The organism is Ampullimonas aquatilis, from assembly GCF_049675895.1.
Classification (GTDB): domain Bacteria; phylum Pseudomonadota; class Gammaproteobacteria; order Burkholderiales; family Burkholderiaceae_D; genus Ampullimonas; species Ampullimonas aquatilis.
This window is the reverse complement of the sequence record NZ_CP183834.1, coordinates 1,263,111-1,281,025: the sequence shown is the minus strand read 5'-3', so window position 1 is coordinate 1,281,025 and position 17,915 is coordinate 1,263,111. Positions and strand designations below refer to the sequence as shown.

Annotated in this window: 16 protein-coding genes; 5 read left to right on the top strand and 11 right to left on the bottom strand. The window is 50.9% G+C overall.

Going from position 1 to position 17,915, the window contains the following annotated elements:
- Nucleotides 1-104: 104 nt before the first annotated feature.
- From phaR to phaC, 4 genes are all read right to left on the bottom strand, one after another.
- The gene (gene phaR / locus ACMYR3_RS05825; protein WP_424195403.1) at nucleotides 105-653 is read right to left on the bottom strand and encodes a polyhydroxyalkanoate synthesis repressor PhaR; all 549 of its coding nucleotides are present in this window, start codon (nucleotides 651-653) and stop codon (nucleotides 105-107) included.
- Between the two features lie 48 nt (nucleotides 654-701).
- A complete protein-coding gene (locus ACMYR3_RS05820; RefSeq protein WP_424195401.1) occupies nucleotides 702-1,442 on the bottom strand; it encodes a 3-ketoacyl-ACP reductase in 741 nt (246 codons plus the stop codon).
- A 270-nt stretch (nucleotides 1,443-1,712) separates the two neighbouring features.
- Nucleotides 1,713-2,891 (bottom strand): acetyl-CoA C-acetyltransferase, encoded by a 1,179-nt coding sequence (locus ACMYR3_RS05815; RefSeq protein WP_424195399.1) that lies wholly within the window; start codon nucleotides 2,889-2,891, stop codon nucleotides 1,713-1,715.
- Between the two features lie 61 nt (nucleotides 2,892-2,952).
- On the bottom strand, nucleotides 2,953-4,755 hold the full coding sequence (gene phaC, locus ACMYR3_RS05810) for a class I poly(R)-hydroxyalkanoic acid synthase (protein ID WP_424195397.1): 1,803 nt from the start codon (nucleotides 4,753-4,755) through the stop codon (nucleotides 2,953-2,955).
- 158 nt (nucleotides 4,756-4,913) lie between these two features.
- Between phaC and ACMYR3_RS05805 the strand changes: the two genes are divergently transcribed.
- Complete coding sequence (locus tag ACMYR3_RS05805; protein ID WP_424195395.1) at nucleotides 4,914-5,183, top strand: hypothetical protein; 270 nt, start codon at nucleotides 4,914-4,916, stop codon at nucleotides 5,181-5,183.
- On the opposite strand, the gene pgeF is transcribed toward ACMYR3_RS05805, so the two are convergent.
- On the bottom strand, nucleotides 5,171-5,983 hold the full coding sequence (gene pgeF, locus ACMYR3_RS05800; protein ID WP_424195393.1) for a peptidoglycan editing factor PgeF: 813 nt from the start codon (nucleotides 5,981-5,983) through the stop codon (nucleotides 5,171-5,173). The genes ACMYR3_RS05805 and pgeF overlap by 13 nt on opposite strands.
- Before the next feature lie 16 nt (nucleotides 5,984-5,999).
- A complete protein-coding gene (locus ACMYR3_RS05795; RefSeq protein ID WP_424195391.1) occupies nucleotides 6,000-7,241 on the bottom strand; it encodes an RluA family pseudouridine synthase in 1,242 nt (413 codons plus the stop codon).
- Between the two features lie 51 nt (nucleotides 7,242-7,292).
- Here ACMYR3_RS05795 and ACMYR3_RS05790 point away from each other — a divergent pair, with 51 nt between their 5' ends.
- Entirely contained in the window at nucleotides 7,293-8,129 is an 837-nt protein-coding gene (locus ACMYR3_RS05790) for an outer membrane protein assembly factor BamD (protein WP_424195389.1), read from the top strand.
- A gap of 304 nt (nucleotides 8,130-8,433) precedes the next feature.
- Here the strand turns inward: ACMYR3_RS05790 and ACMYR3_RS05785 are convergent, their stop codons facing one another.
- The 3 genes from ACMYR3_RS05785 to ACMYR3_RS05775 form a co-directional block, all read right to left on the bottom strand.
- Nucleotides 8,434-9,444, bottom strand: a complete 1,011-nt coding sequence (locus ACMYR3_RS05785; protein ID WP_424195387.1) for a TIGR03790 family protein — start codon at nucleotides 9,442-9,444, stop codon at nucleotides 8,434-8,436.
- 109 nt (nucleotides 9,445-9,553) lie between these two features.
- Nucleotides 9,554-11,614 (bottom strand): ATP-dependent DNA helicase, encoded by a 2,061-nt coding sequence (locus ACMYR3_RS05780; RefSeq protein ID WP_424195385.1) that lies wholly within the window; start codon nucleotides 11,612-11,614, stop codon nucleotides 9,554-9,556.
- A 20-nt stretch (nucleotides 11,615-11,634) separates the two neighbouring features.
- Nucleotides 11,635-11,838, bottom strand: a complete 204-nt coding sequence (locus ACMYR3_RS05775) for a DUF465 domain-containing protein (protein ID WP_424195383.1) — start codon at nucleotides 11,836-11,838, stop codon at nucleotides 11,635-11,637.
- A 219-nt stretch (nucleotides 11,839-12,057) separates the two neighbouring features.
- Here ACMYR3_RS05775 and ACMYR3_RS05770 point away from each other — a divergent pair, with 219 nt between their 5' ends.
- Nucleotides 12,058-12,921: a PP2C family protein-serine/threonine phosphatase gene (locus ACMYR3_RS05770; RefSeq protein WP_424195381.1), complete on the top strand. Its 864-nt coding sequence runs from the start codon at nucleotides 12,058-12,060 to the stop codon at nucleotides 12,919-12,921.
- Between the two features lie 64 nt (nucleotides 12,922-12,985).
- Here the strand turns inward: ACMYR3_RS05770 and ACMYR3_RS05765 are convergent, their stop codons facing one another.
- Together ACMYR3_RS05765 and ACMYR3_RS05760 are read right to left on the bottom strand one after the other, a co-directional pair.
- Nucleotides 12,986-13,900: a PEPxxWA-CTERM sorting domain-containing protein gene (locus ACMYR3_RS05765; RefSeq protein WP_424195380.1), complete on the bottom strand. Its 915-nt coding sequence runs from the start codon at nucleotides 13,898-13,900 to the stop codon at nucleotides 12,986-12,988.
- 182 nt (nucleotides 13,901-14,082) lie between these two features.
- Nucleotides 14,083-14,799 carry a hypothetical protein gene (locus ACMYR3_RS05760; protein ID WP_424195378.1) on the bottom strand — a complete coding sequence of 239 codons (717 nt, stop codon included), beginning with the start codon at nucleotides 14,797-14,799 and terminating at the stop codon, nucleotides 14,083-14,085.
- Nucleotides 14,800-14,839: 40 nt separating this feature from the next.
- On the opposite strand from ACMYR3_RS05760, the gene ACMYR3_RS05755 reads away from it, so the two are divergent.
- Nucleotides 14,840-17,227, top strand: coding sequence for a Tex family protein (locus ACMYR3_RS05755; protein ID WP_424195376.1), 2,388 nt, complete (start codon nucleotides 14,840-14,842; stop codon nucleotides 17,225-17,227).
- A 320-nt stretch (nucleotides 17,228-17,547) separates the two neighbouring features.
- The gene (locus tag ACMYR3_RS05750; RefSeq protein WP_424195374.1) at nucleotides 17,548-17,904 is read left to right on the top strand and encodes a PA2779 family protein; all 357 of its coding nucleotides are present in this window, start codon (nucleotides 17,548-17,550) and stop codon (nucleotides 17,902-17,904) included.
- Nucleotides 17,905-17,915 lie beyond the last annotated feature (11 nt).

Below are 17,915 nucleotides of genomic sequence, written 5' to 3'. Positions count from 1 at the left end.
GTAATAAAAAAGCCCTGTCGATGAAGACAGGGCTTGTTCAGACCAGATAGATCAAGTGTAAAAATCAGTCAAACCGTCATTTGCCGTTCAACACATCCTGCATATCAATCCTTTTCAGGCTTGGTGAAAGGAAAAGTTGGAAACATGGTTTTAGCCTGACTTTGCATCTGTTCCTGCATCTGCAAAAATAAATTTTTGCTCTGGTCTAAATAGTTAGACATCATGCCCTGCATCATGGGTGCCTGCACATTCATGAACTGCGTCCACATTTCCGGGCTAAAGGCTTTGCCATCATAAAGCCCTTGTGATTGCTCGGTAAACTTGTTCTGAATATCCATGAATGACTGGATGTTTTTTTCCAGATAGGAACCCATCATGCCCTGCATGGCATGTCCATAAAAACGGATAATATGCGCAAGCATCTTGGCCGAAAACATGGGCATGCCACCGGTCTCTTCTTCCAGAATGATCTGCAACAAAATACTGCGGGTCAGATCTTCGTTGGATTTAGCGTCGACCACCTTAAATACTTCCGTACCCAGTACCAACTGTTTGACATCTGCCAGCGTGATATACGTGCTGGTTTTAGTGTCATAAAGTCGACGATTGGGATACTTCTTGATCAAACGTTCTTCTTGAGATTGATTGGGCATATGTGCTCCTGATTGGCTCTTGATCTTGCAATAACTGGCAGGACCAGTTTAACCCATATGCAGACCACCATTGAGCGAAAAGTCTGAACCAGTCGAATAACCACCTTCTTCAGAAGCAATCCACGCCACAATTGAAGCAATTTCTTCAGGCTCACCCAAACGTTTTACTGGAATAGTCGCAACAATTTTTTCCAGCACCTCAGGACGAATGGCACGAACCATATCGGTACCAATATAGCCAGGGGACACCGTATTGACCGTCACGCCTTTGGTCGCCACTTCAAGCGCTAATGCCATACTAAAGCCATGAATACCAGCCTTGGCGGTCGAATAATTCGTCTGGCCAAATTGGCCCTTTTGACCATTCACCGAAGAGATGTTAATGATACGGCCCCAGCCACGATCAGCCATGCCATCGATCACCTGCTTGGTCACATTGAACAGTGAATTCAGGTTGGTATCGACCACCGCGTACCAGTCATCACGGGACATGCGGCGGAACTGGCCATCTCGGGTGATACCAGCGTTATTGACCAGAATATCGACTTCGCCAATTTCAGCCTTGACCTTGTCAAATGCCACTTTGGTGGAATCCCAATCTCCGACGTTACCTTCTGAAGCATGGACTTCATAACCTTCGGCGCGCATGTCGGCCAGCCATTTATCCTTGCGAGCCGAATTAGGTCCACATCCTGCCACGACGACATAACCTTCTTTACAAAGGCGTTTGCAAATAGCGGTACCAATTCCACCCATACCACCTGTGACGTATGCGACTCGTTTACTCATTGTCTTCTCCTAAAAATCAACATTCTTCTATGAATAAGGTACTTAGTACATGATTAACTACAGTGATTAACTACGGCATGATTGAGTACGTTGGTTGCAGGTACCGCATGATGTCAATCCTCTTCATTGGCATCATCCGAAACACTGTCGACAACCATCCAACTCTTTACCGCGCAACGGACTGGCTCATCATCTTTCTAATGCCAGTGCACAACCCTTACTAACATTAACCCACTGAGCGGTGTCCTTGCTACGCAACGGACTAGCTCATCATCTTTCTAATGCCAGTGCTACACCCATACCACCACCGATACAGAGAGAGGCGAGGCCTTTTTTGGCATCACGTTTGACCATCTCATGAATTAAAGTCACCAGCACACGGCAGCCTGACGCACCAATTGGATGACCAATGGCAATCGCACCACCATTCACATTGACCTTGCTGGTATCCCATTCCATTTGCTTATGAACGGCCAACGCCTGAGCTGCAAATGCTTCATTGATTTCCATCAGATCCAGATCATGCGGTGTCCAACCAGCGCGCTCCAGACAACGACGTGAAGCCGGTACCGGGCCCATACCCATAACGCTAGGATCAAGGCCCGCATTGGCAAAAGCCGCAATCCGTGCCATTGGTTTTAAGCCCAGTTGCTCGGCTTTTTTGGCGCTCATCACCATGACGGCGGCAGCACCGTCGTTAATGCCAGAGGCATTGCCGGCAGTCACTGAACCTTCTTTACTGAAAGCCGGACGCAAGGAAGACAAACTTTCCAGTGTGGCACCCTGACGAACAAACTCATCCGTCACAAATTGCAGCGGGTCACCCTTTCTCAGCGGAATCATGATTGGAATAATCTCATCATTGAAACGACCGGATTTCTGTGCAGCCTCAGCCTTATGTTGCGATGACAAGGCAAGCGCATCCTGCGCTTCACGAGTAATGCCATATTCCTTGGCGACATTTTCAGCCGTGATACCCATGTGATATTGGTTATAGACATCCCACAAACCATCCACAATCATGCTGTCAATCAGCTTGGCATCACCCATGCGAAAACCATCACGGGAACCTGGCAAAACATGCGGTGAAGCACTCATATTTTCCTGACCACCAGCGATCACAATCTCAGCATCGCCACTCTTGATCGCCATCGCAGCCAGCATGACAGCCTTCAGACCAGAGCCACAGACTTTATTGATCGTCATACCTGGCACCATATTGGGCAAGCCAGACTTGATGACCGACTGACGCGCTGGATTCTGACCACTACCGGCAGTCAACACCTGTCCCAAAATCACTTCGCTGATTTGGTCACCGGACACTCCCGTCTTGGCCAGCAATCCCTTGATGACCTGCGCACCCAGCTCCGGCGCAGCAATCTTGGCAAGGCTGCCACCAAATTTTCCGACTGCAGTTCTGGTTGCAGCTACGATGACGATATCAGTCATGGTTTCTCTCCGTTGGACGTTATTAATAAAAATTTGAATATGCTTATCAGTCTATGCTGATTCAGTTGGGTCGTGCCCTGACATAACTCCCAGGTGCGGCTTCAATAACCGGGAATTGTGTCGAACCAAGGCTTGCAGGTGCCTTGATTTTTTTGCCTGCCAGTGGCGTCAACCAATTCACCCAGTCAGGCCACCAGCTACCGGGATGCTCAGTGGCACGTTCCAGCCACTGCTCAGCTTTGGCAGGTAAATCTTCATTAATCCAGTAATTGCGTTTATTTTTGCTGACCGGATTGATCACGCCAGCAATATGTCCAGACGCACCCAACACAAAGCGCTTATCACCTTGCAATACCTGTGTGGATGCATAGGCCGAATGCCAGGGCACAATATGATCCTCGCGAGAAGCATAGAGATAAACCGGCACGTTGATTTTGCCAAGATCAACAGAAGACCCTGCACAAGTCACTTTACCGGGTTTGATCAGATTATTTTCAAGGTAGGTATTACGCAAATACCAGCAGAACATCGGCCCTGGCAAATTGGTACCATCACCGTTCCAGTACAGCAGATCAAATGCCGGTGGTACCTCGCCTTTGAGGTAGTTCCCTACCACATAGTTCCAGACCAAGTCATTGGGACGCAAACTGGAGAAAGTGGATGCCAACTCGGTACCCGACATCAGGCCAACGGGTTTACCACCCATACCGCCAATGGTCTGCTCACGCAGTTTGACGGCGGCTTCATCAACAAAAATATCCAGAATGCCGGTATCACTGAAATCAAGGAAGGTCGTCAGGAAAGTCAAACTATCCACAATATCGTCCTTGCGATCAGCCAGTACGGATGCCGCCGTACCCAATAAGGTACCTCCCACACAAAAACCCAGTGCGTTGATCTTGCCGGATTGATTGCCCAGCGACCCTGACAATTCCAGTGCCACATGCATAGCCTTGATGACACCGGTTTCGATGTAATCATCCCAATTTAAATGAGCTTGCTCCTTGCCCGGATTGCGCCAGGAAACCAGCATCACGGTAAAGCCCTGCGACACGATATAACGCACCAGAGAATTCTCCGGCTGCAGATCCATGATATAAAACTTGTTGATACAAGGCGGCACAATCAGCAAGGGCTTTTCATGCACTTGCGGCGTGGTGGGCTGATATTGAATCAGTTGAAATAACTCATTTTCAAAGACCACTGCACCCGGTGTTGTCGCCAGATTTCTGCCAATTTCAAAAGCACTTTCGTCACTTTGCGAAATTCGTTTTTTCTCCAGATCTGCCAGCATATTAATCATGCCTTGCCGCAGGCTGGCACCTTTGGTTTCAATGATGCGTTGCTGTGCTTCTGGATTGGTTGCCAAAAAATTGGACGGCGCAGTGGCAGCCATCCACTGTTCGACAGCGTATTGAATTTTCTGCTTGGTATGTGCATCAGCTTCAACCGCATCGGCTAGAGCCATCATCGTACGATTGTTAAGCAGATAGACCGCCGCATTAAAGCCATGCAGTGCGTTGCTTTGCCAAGCAGGGCTGGAAAAGCGACGATCTTTCAGGTCAAATAGATTGGTGTGATGTCCCTGAGTCAAATCGGCCATGCTTTCTACCGAAAGTTTGGCCCATAACTGACCCAGATCGACAAAATATTGCTGCTGGATAGCTTGAATTTTTTCAGGTGGAATAAGAACCGGATCAAAATTGGCGAGGATATCGCTCAGACCATTTGGCCAGTTTTGCATAGACATACCAAAGGGGGCTGCCGAAGCCTGCGCACCAATAGCTGGTGATGCCTGCTCTGTAGTTGGCGTCCCTGTCGATTTTGCTCGAGAGCGTGTTGCTGTGGATGTGCGGGAAGCCATGACAATGTACCAATACGACGTTTACTGATGTGATCCCATTCTGCTTGGGAGGAATTGCAGTGTCAATATAATTCAGGGTTTTGGAGCATCGCATTGGTAAAATCGTTTTTTACCAGATGCAATGCAAGCTGTCCTTGATTACTTCCGAGGGATTATTAATGTACATCATAGCCATCGCTTGGCTGTATGTGGTAATGCTGATGGCGCTCACTGAAGAGTCCATCATTGGCGGCATCATGTCGTTGATTTTTTATGGCGTGTTGCCACTGTCCATTTTTTTATACGTGTTTGGCACACCACAACGCAAGCGCTATAAACGTCAGGCTGAACAACGAGAAGCTGCAAGCCAGAGTGACGCCAGCGCAACGCCGGTCACAAAGACCACATCGGCATCAACCGTTGAGCAAACTTCAGATCAAACGCCTTGATCCAGCCAGATCAAACTAGCCAGATGCCCTGTAACCTTGTCGCGACGATAAGAATAAAAACGTTGCGGCTCGGAATAGGTACAAAAAGTCCCACCGTAAATCGCGGTAACACCCAAACTACTCAAGCGCTGGCGCGCCAGTTGATACAAGTCGCCATACCATTTACCTGGCGGCCCATCGATTGATGTAAAGGCTACCGCAGCTTGTGCATTGACATCAATAAATGCCTGACGCACTTCTTCGCCAACTTCAAATGCAGTAGGTCCAATCGCCGGCCCCAAATAGGCGATTACCTGATCATTGACTACACCCATGCTCTGTACCGTGTGTTCAATGACGCCAGCAGCCAGTCCACGCCAACCTGCGTGCGCACATGCCACCACACTACCCACCCGATCGGTCAACAAAACGGGCAGACAATCTGCAGTCAAAATAGCACAGACCACTTGGGCCTGTCGGGTCAGCGCCGCATCGGCTACTGGTTGTACGGCAGGATCAGGCAAGCTGACCACGGCAGTACCATGCACTTGTTTTAACCACTGTGGTGCAGCCGGTAAAGCCGTTTGCAACAAGGCTCGATTGCGTAGCACATGCTCTGGATTATCACCAAAATGCATGGCAGGATTCATGCCATTCACACCCTGCAAATTGCCAAACGGCCCGACGCTGTGACCCCCGTTGCGCGTGGTAATCAAGGCACGAACATGAGGCGGTACGGGCCAATCCGGAATGATCCAGTCAGAAAGAAGCGCGCCTGAACTGGCATCGACCACCGCATGATTTGGCGTATTGGCTGACATGGCGTCTTGCCTCCCATCACTCATCGGGATGCCATTCCGGATCGGCAAAAATCATGTCGGTATCAAATCCAAGCGCGGCAGATAAAGCCATCAGATCATCCGGCAGATCGGCCTCAAATTCCATGCTCTTGCCAGTGCCAGGATGGATCAACTGCAAAAAAGTCGCATGCAGGGCCTGCCGTGAAATCATGGCATCACCGGCCTTTTCAAGCAATAACTCGTGAGCAGCACTGGCGTTAAATGGAATCCGCGAAATCGGCAAGACACCGCCATAGAGTGGATCAGCCACCAGCGGCAGTCCAACCGCCTGCATGTGCACCCGAATCTGGTGAGTCCGACCAGTTTCAAGCGCGCACTCAATCCAGCTTACCGCATTGGGCTGAATCTTGGTTTCAAACTCGATCATGTCAATCAGCTTGAAGTGCGTACGCGCTTCCTTGATGGTATTGGGATTGATGGCCTTGGGCAGATGACGCCATTCCATCGCTTGCGTAGTGCGATAGGCGGCCATGCGCAAACGATCCTTCTGTGAGCGCCCAATCGAAAAACCCACGCTACCGTCTTCCGGCGCCATGCCCCACACCAGTGCCAGATAGCGCCGTGTCACTGTACGAGCTTGCAACTGGCGGACCAGCTCGGTCTGCGCCACCAGATTTTTAGCGACGACCATCAGGCCGCTGGTGTCCTTGTCGAGCCGATGCACAATGCCAGCTCGCGGTACATGGGCCAGCTGCGGAATGCGATGCAGCAAGCCATTGAGCAAGGTACCCGACCAATTGCCGGCAGCCGGATGCACCACCAGTCCAGCCGGTTTGTTGACAACCAAAATATCATCATCTTCATACACGATGGGAAATTCGACTGGCTCGGGGGTGTAGGCCAGCACCTCGGCCGATAACTCCGGCGTCAGTACCGCGACTTCCCCGCCATACAAGGTTTGTTTGGGCTTGGCAACCACGCCATCGAGCGTGATGCGGCCATTCTCCAGCCAGCTTTGCAGACGGGCCCGCGAATATTGTGGAATCAGCTCGGCCAGCGTTTTATCGATCCGCGTCTTGGCCATGTCATAGGGAATACTGACGGTGATGGGCGCTTGCTCCTGCGCTGCAAAGGCGGCCGCTTCATCAAGCATTTCGTCTTCATACAAACTGTCTTCTTCAGCCTGCCCCTCTTCATTGATTGCCTCATTGAGCGGGTTAATTGATGCCATCTTGGCTGGCATCGGCTGGGCTGAACTATAATCCTTGGCTTTGGTCATTCACTGCATTCATGTAATGTGGTTTTACTGCACTCAAGGATCTCTCCCGTCATGCTCAATCGTGTTCGTCGTTTGCACCAACTATTCTCCCGCAGCCAGCTGACTGGTGCGCTGGTTTTGGGCCTGGCAATCAGCCTGTCAGGTTGTGGTACCACCGAAGAAAAAGACGATACGGTAGGCTGGTCCGTTGAAAAATTATATGCTGACGGCCACGAAGAGCTCACCGACGGCAATTATCAGCGCGCCATCAAGGTCTTTGAACGGCTTGAAGCGCGCTTTCCATTTGGCCCTTATGCCACCCAGGCGCAAATGGAAACGGCTTATGCACATTACAAATTCAACGAACCTGCTCAAGCTTTGGCCGCCGCGGATCGCTTCATCAAGCTGCACCCCAATCATCCGCGGGTCGACTATATGTATTATCTCAAGGGTCTGGTCAACTTCAACGACAACCTCGGTTTTTTAAGCAGTTTTTCTGGCCAGGACATGAGCGAGCGCGATGATAAAGCCACTCGTGAAGCCTTTGATACCTTCAAGACGCTGGTGACACGCTTTCCTGACAGTCCGTATGCCGAAGACGCAACCCAGCGCATGCGCTATCTGGTCAACAGCATGGCCTCGCATGAAGTGCATGTGGCACGTTATTACGTCAAGAAAAAAGCCTATGTCGCCGCAATCAATCGTGCCCAGCAGGCGGTGAAAGATTACCCGGAAGCACCGGCCATCGAAGAAGCCTTGGCGCTGCTGGCCCAATCGTATGAAGCGATGGGGATGCAAGACCTGGCCGATGACAGCAAACGCGTGCTCGTCAAAAACTTTCCCGATAGCGATTACAAAGCCAACTTTGAAAACAAGACGGCTGGTCGCTGGTGGCAGTTCTGGCATTAAAGCAACTTCCGTCAAGCTCACAAAAAACAGCCGGTTCATCTGGCTGTTTTTGTTTATGCCAAGAAAACGTCTGCCTCAAAGACGGGCTTGAACAGGCTTGACTGGTCATCAAATAACTGACTGAACTTGGCTTTTCTGGTCTGTTTCAGCCCTGCCAACACTGGTTGAAAAATCTGTCAAATCATTACCAAAAGCACGAATAAACAGCATACTGCCTTAGTGTATATTCAATAATTAACCTGTACAGTGCGTTTTAATTTATTCAATTTTAATACACCATGGCAGTATATAAAAACAATCAGGCTCAGCGCAGATATGGTGCCGCCAATGGCTCACCGATAAAGATGCCTTGCATTGGCCAGGCCACACTTTTCCAGTAGGCTTCGATCGCGGTTTCACCCTGCAAATAATGTCTCAGCAAAGCAATCGGATGCGGAAATTTTTGCTGATGATTGCAAGGCTCACTGACTGCGCCATAGCTCGCCGTGGCACCCGCTTCCAGCCAGGCCATGCTGCTCATTTGATAATCCTTATCCAGGGCACCGCCGGCTGAAGTTAGATGATCGGCCAGAGCGCCCGGCAAAAAACCCAGGGTATCGAGCTTGGCGACCCGCTCCAGACCTGTCTGATAGATCATGATGCCAGAGACATTTTCCAGAATATCAGCCTGTTGCACGATCACTTCAAAACGTGGGCTTTTGCTCTCACCGGGTTGCGGAAAGATGGTCGAGCGTACATTGCGCAAGCGATCAGTGGTTTTTAAATAATAGGCTTTACCCGGTGGGACACCGCGCAGCCATTGGCTATGATCGGATGCCACACCACGATCAATGAGTGCCTTGGCTTGCTCAAAAGTTCGTGCCGCCAAGAGCATCGACGGACGAAAACCATATTCCTGAAAAGGGCTGCGACTGGCTGAATCCAGATAAGGTGAGGCAGCACTCGGTGCGCAGGTGTTGGTACACAAGGCTGGATCCCAGTCTTGTGCCAATGCACCGGTGATTGATGCACATTCAACTGCATAGGGCGTCATCCAGGCCAGGGCTAAAAATTGAATTTTTGAACTTAACGCGGCATTGAGTTTTTCTTTAAAAGCATGGAACTCGGCCAGCGACAAACTGCTTTTAACCGGCAGGCTGAGGCGCACGATTTGATCATGACCAAGACCACGCGCTTGGGCATAATATTCACCAATCTTGACAGACAAGGGATCAGCGGTATTGATCACCACGGCCAAACGGCTGGCTTGCGGATTGATGACCGAGGCACCACCACCCGCCATCGAGATTTGCGCCTGTGCCAAATCCGAACCCATACCCCAAAGGCAACACCAAAATATGATTGTCCGTATCATCAAAAAATGGGAACGAAGCCGCATTCGTCGATGAACGCGGCCTGGCTCAATCGGGCAAAAAAATGTCAGGCTAAACATCCGCACCTTCAAAGAAATCAATCACAGTCTGGGCTTCCCGAGTTCGCGTAAAAGGTGGCAGGCTCTGCCAGATCAGCCGGCCATAGGGTTTGTCGACCAGTCGCGCATCGCAGATCACCAGCACGCCACGATCATCCTCACCACGGATCAATCTACCCGCTCCCTGTTTCAGCGTGATGACGGCATTGGGAATTTGAAAGTCCATGAAAGGATTGCCACCGCTTTTTTCCATCACTGCCAGTCGCGCCGCCAGCACCGGATCATCCGGTGGCGCAAAGGGGAGTTTGTCAATGATCACCAATGACAAGGCACGACCCCGTACATCAACGCCCTCCCAAAAGCTCTGACTGCCCACCAGCACGGCATTGCCAGCCTGTCGAAAGCGCTCCAGCAATTCAGTCTTGCCCGCTTCGCCCTGCACCATCAAGGGATAGTCAAAGCGCCCTGCATCGGCCTCTTCACGCAAGCGTTGCGCGGTCGCTCGTACCGCACGCAAGGTCGTACATAAAATGAAGGTACCACCCTTCTCTCCCGCCTTTTCACGATGAGCCGCATGGATCAGCGGCAGCACGGTATCAATCATCGCGTTATTGAATTGCGGCGAAGCTGGCGCGGGCAAGCCCTTGGGTACATAGAGCAAGGCTTGCGTGGCAAAGTCAAACGGACTGGGCCACAAACCGGCTTGCGAAGCCGACAAACCGAGTTGACTGGCATAGTGAGCAAACCGTTCTTCAATGGTTTTGCCACGCATGGAAAGCGTGGCCGAGGTAAAGATCCAGGCCCGCGGCGGGCCTTCACGCTGCTTGGTAAAAATATCCGCCACCGATAAAGGGGTTTGATGCAAAGTGAGCGAACTGGCAAAGATCTCCAGCCAGCGCACCGACTCACAACCGGGCAGATCGGTCTGCTCATCACGCAACCAGTTTTGCCAGCGCAACAATAAATCGACACAGCGGTTTAAACATTGCGCCAAGGTTTCCGCACGTTCGGCCTGTTGTTCAAGCACCGTTTTAAGGTGGCTTAAGGCAGTCGTTACCGTCGGTGCCGCCATAAAAAATGGACTGGATGCGGCCAGTTGGGGACGCGACAATTTGCTGCTGTCCTGACCAAAAGCCAGGCGAGTATCGCGTGCCGCTTTTTCCAGTGCGCCAGCCAACGTCACCCAATCCGCCCCGTCACGCGCATGAACCAACCCTTCGGCCTGGGTATCACGCGCCAATTCAAGTAATTGGGAGGTCGACACCGACTCACCAAAAAACAGGGTGGCTGTATCAGGGAGTTGATGTGCCTCATCAAAAATAATGGTGTTGGCGGTGGGTAACAGCTCCGACACTCCGGCGTCACGCAACATCAGATCAGCAAAAAACAGATGATGATTGACGACCACGACATCGGCCTCCTGGGCAGCTTTACGCGCCTTCATCACAAAACAGTCTTTGTAATGCGTGCAATCCGTACCCACACAATTATCACGTGTGGAGGTGACCAACGGCCAGATGGATGCCCCCTCCGGCACGCTATTTAGCTCAGCCTTATCACCAGTCTGGCTGGTCTTCAGGAAACGCTCGATCTGACGCAGATAGGCCACATCCTCCTTGCTCGGCAATCGGCCATATTCGGTCACTCGCGCCAGATGATAGTGGCAAACATAATTGGCGCGACCTTTGAGTAGTGCCACGCTGACTGGCAGTGTCAAGGCATTACGCACGGTGGGAATATCACGCAAAAAAATCTGATCCTGCAGATTTTTTGTCCCGGTGGAAATAATCACCTTGCCGCCCCATAACAAGGCCGGTACCAGATAGGCAAAGGTTTTGCCCGTACCCGTTCCAGCTTCAGCAATGAAGGTGCTATGCGACTCGATCGCCTGCGTAATCCCGGCGGCCATTTCAAGTTGTGACTGACGCGGGCGAAAACCGTCAATTGTCTGAGCCAATGGCCCAGTCTCTGCAAACAGTTCGCTCAATCGAACGTGGTGCTGCTTTTGTAAAGCAGTCGTCAACCTTGATTCTTGCAGCGTGGGCGCAGGCGGTTTGGCAATATCATCCGGCATGTAAGGCTGCATGTAAGACTTTAAGCTGGCACATCGGGCTCTAGCTGAATCTGCAGCAAGGTAATCGTGTCCTTGATTTTGAGACGGCGCTTCTTGAGACGACGCAATTGCAACTCATCAGATGACACCTCCACTGATAGTTTGTCGATCATATAGTCCAGATCACGATGTTCAATCTGTAGCTCAATGATCTGTCTTTGTATGGAATTCAGGTTTTCATGCATGGCGCAAGCGCTTAATTGATTAAGTGACCGTTACAAACTCGTATAAATCCGAAAAAAAGCAAAGAAAACTGCTTAATTCATATTTGGTCACGCGTTTCCTATAGTAATCTTGAGCCCTGTCGTTAACAACCTATCGCTAACGATTTCGCGTCCTGTTGGAATTTGCATAAAACAAAACCAACCGATGTTATCCATTCTACCGGGCTTGCAACAAGATTCATGACCAGTACGTTTAATCCCTCCGCTCTCCCCCCCACCTTGGACACGCAAGTGCATTTCAAGGTATCGGTCTGTACTGGCCAACACTTGGGCGACCGGGTTGAACAGCAAGACCGCATTACGGTCATGGCGCACCCCCGATACAAAGGCATGATGCTTGCTGTCGTGGCCGATGGCATGGGTGGCCGTACCGGTGGTGCAATGGCAGCGCAACAAGTGGTCGCATCGGCAAAAAGCGTATTTGAACTCTATACCCACGAAGACAGTACCCCTGAAAAACTGCTGGAGCAAATTGTGGTTGATGCCCACACAGTCATCAAACTGATTGCCATTTCTGCCGAAAAAGACCCACACAGCACCATCGTCGTTTTTCTGTTAATGCCATCCGGCCAGGCTTATTGGATTCACGTCGGTGACTCACGCCTCTATCACTTCAGTGGCCCGATCCTTAATCAGCGTACCGTTGATCATTCTTACGTGCAACAACTGGTCAAACAAGGTCGTATCACCGAAGCCGAAGCCGCCAATCATCAACTATCCAACTTATTGACGAGCTCGTTGGGTACCGCCGAAATGCCGCAATTCAGTCTGTCAAGACTGGACTGCGTACAACCAGGCGACAGCTTTCTGCTTTGCTCAGACGGTTTGTGGCATTATTTTTCCGAGCGCGAATTAGGCTACATCATGGCCGCCAACCCGCCACGTGCCGCATCTGAATTTCTCATCAACACCTGCCGCACCCGTGCCAAAGGCACAGGTGATAACGTGTCCCTGGTGATTGTCAAAATCGAAGAACCCGATCCTGAAAAAGTGGCTGCAGCAGAACGCGCCGCACGCCAGGCCACAGCTCGCAAGCTGACTTGACGGTTTATTTTCATTGACGTTTATATTAAAAAAGGAGCCACTGGCTCCTTTTTTATTGCGGCAATCAGTTCTGTGCCGTTACCTGTTCCTGCTTACGCTTTTGTCGTCGAGCAGCGCCACCAACCAGCCCCAGACCAGCTACCAGCATGGCATAGGTTTCCGGCTCGGGTACAGCCGCCGCAATATGCAGACTATTGTCCAAACCTAAAGAACCCGTTGCGCCACTAGCAATCGCGGCTGATAGTCCAGCGGGATCATCAAATGTGATTTGTGACCGTCCATAACTATCACCATTTCTAGCATCAAGCTGCACTTCATAGCGAATGGAAACCGTTTCATTGGGATTGAGTTGCCCCAAACTCAAAGTCTGAGAATAAGGTGTCGACAAAGCATATTCAAAACTTGTATACGAGTAATAACCAACATGGCCGGTACCAACCAAGCCACCACTGAATGAGCCCAGGCTCTGACCTGTCGACGTAAAAGTCATGGGATTATAAGTAGAGTCATAGGAAAAACTAGGTTTTTGCAGACCAAGCGTGTAACTCGCAGACCAGATAGGTACGGCGGAATTATTCACATACACATTGGCAGAAAAAGTGGAATTGGCGCCCAGGTAATTGCCGATATCGGTTTTGAAACCAAGGGCATTGATGCGCAAATCAAAATTGATCTGTTGAGCTGTTGCGCTGGAATTAGTAAAGGAATCCTTGAATGTGACAAAACTGCTTGAAGAATCATTTTCATTGAAAACAGTCTTGTCAATATTGACGCTAGTCGCAAAATTACCGTTACCAGCAGAAATTGCAAGACTTGAAGCCTGATCATTGCTATCCCAGGGATGTTTGGCCACATCTGCCAAGCTGAAAGTTTGAGCGGTTGCAGATTGAGTTGCCGCAGATTCACTTGAATACGCCTGATCCTTTAGAACTGCTTCAACGGTATAAGCTTGCACCCCAGTTGCCGAAAAAATTGACAAGCAGAAACAGCCGAATCTTGACCATGACATGTAATCCATTGATTTCATTAAATATTCTCCAATCAGATTGATTTAATGAACCATCAACAGCAAATATCACACCATCCACCATCACTTCATAATCACCTTTGTCATCCTGATTCTCAGTATTAACCTATTTCATGGCATGCTTAACCATTGATTCAAGGTTTAAGTGGCAGACTGTCTGACAAGCCCGATTTATCTTTGCCCTGATTGGCATTGCTTTGCGACTTGTTGTCTTTATCCTGCTGCTTTTCTGCCTTTTTCTTTTCGATTTCCATAGCGTGTTCGCGGGCATCTTCCTGTTTACGCTCATAGGCACGTTGATTGGCCTCACGTAATTCAGCCTGGGCGCGGGCTTCGCTGGCAATGCGACGCTGCTCTTCGTCACGCTCACGCTGCTTGCGTTCAAACTCGGCTTTTTTTTCATTACGCGATACTGCACCGGCCGCTCGTTTGGCTTCTTCTTCCTGTGCCATTTTCAGGCGCTTGTTGAACTCTTCCAGATTCTGCTTGCGCTCCGCCGCCTTGAGAGGTGCCAGCCGCTCTTCTTCAGCCTGCCGTGCAGCAGCATCGCTTTGCTTCTGGCTGGCATGCTCCAGTCGCTCCTGATCATTAAGGCTGACTTGCTCTCGATTGATCTCCTGCAAAATCTGGCGACGGACTTCCTTGGCCTTGTCGAGACAGGCATTCACAAAAAATCGTTGGTAGCAAACCGTCGATTGCGCTTGATATGTCGATTCAGCCTTGGCACGTAAGGTATCGAGCTCCGTACGGCGTTGATCAATACCGGCTTGATCGGCATAGGATAAGGGGCTGAACAGCAGACTGGTGCTGATCAGGCTGAAACTAAAAAAGCGATAAATGAGTTGTGGCACAATGCGCGGCTTATTTGAATAAAACACCATTATAGAAACGATGACAGCTGCAAACCAGAACACGCTAGATCTTTCCGTACAGGAAACCATTATTCAACGCATTGCCAAGCAACTTGGCGTGCAGCCACGCCAGGTTGCGGCCGCGGTGGCCCTGCTTGATGAAGGGTCAACGGTGCCGTTCATCTCACGCTATCGTAAAGAAGCCACCGGCAATCTGGACGATACGCAATTACGTAACCTGGAAGAACAGCTGATTTACCAGCGCGAACTGGAAGAGCGTCGCGCCACGATCCTCGCCTCCATCAACGAGCAAGGCAAGATGACCGAGGTTTTACAGGCGGCGATTTTGGCAGCCGACACAAAACAGACGCTGGAAGACCTCTACCTGCCCTACAAACCGAAACGTCGCACCCGTGCCCAGATTGCCCGTGAGGCCGGTCTGGAGCCACTGGCACTGGCCTTGTTGGCTGATCCGACACTGGACCCGCAAGTCGAAGCCGCCAGGTTTGTGAATGCCGAAAAAAATGTCGCCGATATCAAGGCTGCGCTGGATGGTGCGCGCGACATTCTTTCTGAAAAGTTTGGTGAAACGGCCGAGCTGCTGGGTAATCTGCGCAGCTTTTTATGGGAACAGGGTTTGGTCAGTGCCTGCGTGGTCGAAGGCAAAGAGGCCGAAGGCGAGAAATTTCAGGATTATTTCAGCTACAGCGAAACCATTAAAACGGTGCCATCACATCGTGCCCTGGCATTGTTTCGTGGTCGCAATGCCAATGTATTGCAAGTCAAATTGAGTCTGGGTGAAGAACAGGAAGCCGTGCTGCCACACCCTGGCGAAGCCCGCATTGCCAGCCATTTTGGCATCAGCAACCGTAACCGCGCCGCCGACAAATGGCTTGGCGATGTCTGCCGCTGGTGCTGGCGCGTCAAGGTGCAACCACATCTGGAAAGCGAGCTGTTTACCGAATTGCGGGAAGCCGCCGAAAAAGAAGCCATCAAGGTCTTTGCCACCAATTTGCATGACTTGCTGCTGGCTGCACCGGCTGGTCCCAAGGCGGTGATGGGACTTGATCCCGGCATTCGTACGGGCGTGAAAGTGGCCGTAATTGACCAGACGGGCAAAGTATTGGCGACCGACACCGTTTATCCGCACGAGCCACGCCGCGATTGGGATGGTTCCCTGCACAAGCTGGCAGTACTCTGCAAACAGCATGGCGTCGATCTGATTTCGATTGGTAATGGCACCGCTTCGCGCGAAACCGAAAAACTGGCCGCTGATGTCATCAAACTGCTCGACGAAAAGGGGGGGCAGAAGATCCAGAAAATCGTTGTCAGCGAAGCCGGGGCGTCGGTGTATTCCGCCTCCGAACTGGCTGCCAAAGAATTTCCGGATCTGGACGTGTCATTGCGCGGGGCAGTATCGATTGCTCGTCGCCTGCAAGATCCGTTGGCCGAACTGGTCAAGATTGATCCCAAATCCATTGGCGTGGGTCAATATCAGCATGATGTCAATCAGCGCGAACTGGCTCGCTCACTCGATGCCGTTGTGGAGGATTGCGTGAATGCAGTTGGCGTCGACGTCAATACGGCATCGGTCGAACTGCTCGCCAGAGTGTCGGGTTTAACGCGAATTCACGCCAGTAATATTGTGGAATACCGCCAAAGCAAGGGCGCTTTTGCCAGCCGTGACGCCCTCAAATCGGTGCCACGCCTGGGTGAAAAAACCTTTGAACAGGCTGCCGGTTTCCTGCGCGTGATGCAGGGTGACAACCCCTTGGATCGCTCAGCCGTGCACCCGGAAGCATATCCGGTGGTTGAACGGATTCTGGCCAGCATACAAAAACCCTTGAACGATGTGATGGGCAATAAAGATGTCTTGAAGACGCTTCTGCCATCGAGCTTTGCCGACGAGCGTTTTGGTGTGCCAACCGTCAAGGATATCTTGGCCGAACTGGAAAAACCGGGTCGTGATCCACGTCCCGAATTCAAGACCGCCATCTTTGCCGATGGTGTGGAGGACGTGAAAGACCTGCAACCCGGTATGGTGCTGGAAGGTGTGGTCACCAACGTGGCCGCCTTTGGCGCCTTTGTCGATATTGGCGTGCATCAAGATGGTCTGGTCCATGTTTCGGCCCTGTCCAGCAAGTTTGTCAAAGACCCGCGTGAAGTCGTCAAGACTGGGGACGTGGTCAAAGTCAAGGTGCTGGAAGTGGATGTCAAACGGCAACGGATTGCACTCAGCATGCGCTTAAGTGATGAGCCAGGCCAACGGATTGCCCGCGAAGGTGGCAGCCCAAATAGCAATGCCAGCGCTGGTTCACGCCCTGCATCCAATCAACGCAGTGGTGGTCGCCCAGCCAATGGTGGTGCGTCGGCCCCTTCGCAGGGAAACAGCGCCATGGCGGCCGCTTTTGCCAAGCTGAAACGCTGATTCTCAGCCACGTGAGCTTGCAATATACCCCACCAAGTAATAAAAATACCTACTCTATTTATGCACTATAGAGTGGGTATTTTTACTTATACTCCCTAAAATTGGTTAAAATAAGTCCGAATAGACGGCTCATTGGGATTAATCATGAAATGATGATGAGCGCCAAACTCCTCAACGTCAGATTGTCGGATTGCACCGACATTTAAGCAAGTGTAAAGAGACTTGGGTTTGCTTTTATCACTCGTTACACTGTTTTATGTACTGACCTTGCCTATTCGTTTTTATAAACGATTTTTAAACTTAGCCTTCAGGAGAAGACGATGACATCACGAATCGCTCGTACCGTAGCCAGCTTGACCGTGGCCGCCATGTGCACGGCCTATTTGCCGATGGCGCATGCCGAGATTGTGCCAACCGAAGCCGTGACGGCACAAAACAAGGCTGAAACTGATCGTGCCAAAGTGCAGGCCTTCATGGACCGCGCCAATGTCAAAGAAAAAATGCAAGCCATGGGCGTCGATGGCCTGATGGCAAAAGATCGCGTTGATGCCTTGACCGATGCCGAAGTCGCCGCGCTGGCACAAAAAATTGATACCCTGCCAGCCGGTGCGGCGCTGAGCTCGACCGATCTGATCATCGTTCTGTTGATTGCCATTCTGGTTGCCATTGCCATCTAAAACCATGCGTA